Consider the following 1,169-nt stretch of genomic DNA (forward strand, 5'->3'; position numbering starts at 1 on the left):
ATCATCCGCAATACAGAATACTACACCTCCATCTCCCCAATCATTAATAATAAGTACGTTGTTAGGGAGATTTATTGAGTCTCTGCACTCTACAGTTTGAATTACTGATTCTTCAAGATTCTCAACACCACAAGCAGTTGAGTATCCATAATTATTTAGAAGCCATTTCATGCTAGTAGGCAGTTTAAAACCAAGCTTTGACTCGTAAGAAACCAGATCTTCTTCTGTTTCAGGGTGCACACCCTTCAACCATTCCACATTGTGTTTTACGATTTCTTTAATTTCTTCCATGCTCATGGCTCTTCAAACATATAACGCTTTTATAAACGGCGCGCGTCACTTTGCGCGTCCAGTGTAGGCCACGTTTTTTTGTGGCCGAAACGATGTTTGATAAACTGGTTATATTCTGTAGTTAAAGGGGCTATCAAAATCTAGTTTAAATGGTCGACCATTACAAAACTCTCGAACTGTTGGGCCAAGGCTAACAAGCTCCGTTTCGTCACAACCGTCAAGCTCACTTGGGATCCCAAAATAGAGCACCCCATTAATTACTGAAACTATATCTTTTTTTGTATATAAAAACTCACCATCAGAGTAGATATCAATATCAATTTCTAACGCGCTGTTCCCACTTTCAGTAAGAATATATTGGCCAGTACGATACGACTTAATCTCGGTAGAAGTTAAACCAGTTTCTTCCTCACATTCACCGGAATAATACACATAGTCATAGACTATTTCGTTTTCGCTGACAGTCATAGTATACAAAGCAATACGGCCTCCAGTAATAACGCACGGAGACAGCCAAACACCGACAACCTCTTTGTTCGAGCTCTCGGAGGATGAGCCACTGCAACCAACAAATAACATCATTGGTAAAACTAAGACTAAATAGATACTTGTGCGCATAACATTCCCTGAATATAACGCTTTTATAAACGGCGCACGGCTCTATCGTGCGTCCAACGTAGGCCACGTGTTTTTGTGGCCGGAGTGATGTTTGATGAACTGGTTAGATGTTTTAGAACACCCAACTACACCAAACACCACGTTAAAACCTTTGTACTTGCCCAGAGACAAAAACACCCTAGATGGCGACTTTACCGGACTCCCTAGGAACACACCACCAACGAAACCTCTACAAATTAAAATGTACCTGAAAAGCTTAA

At 40.7% G+C, this 1,169-nt stretch carries 2 protein-coding genes; both read right to left on the reverse strand.

Features of this window, described 5'->3' with window-relative positions:
• A partial coding sequence (locus A3766_RS20825) for an SMI1/KNR4 family protein (RefSeq protein WP_197479654.1) occupies positions 1–291 on the reverse strand: 291 nt, incomplete at its 3' end.
• A 108-nt stretch (positions 292–399) separates the two neighbouring features.
• The gene (locus A3766_RS20830; RefSeq protein ID WP_068509424.1) at positions 400–909 is read right to left on the reverse strand and encodes a hypothetical protein; all 510 of its coding nucleotides are present in this window, start codon (positions 907–909) and stop codon (positions 400–402) included.
• Between the last annotated feature and the right edge of the window lie 260 nt (positions 910–1,169).

The organism is Oleiphilus sp. HI0132 (assembly GCF_001635845.1).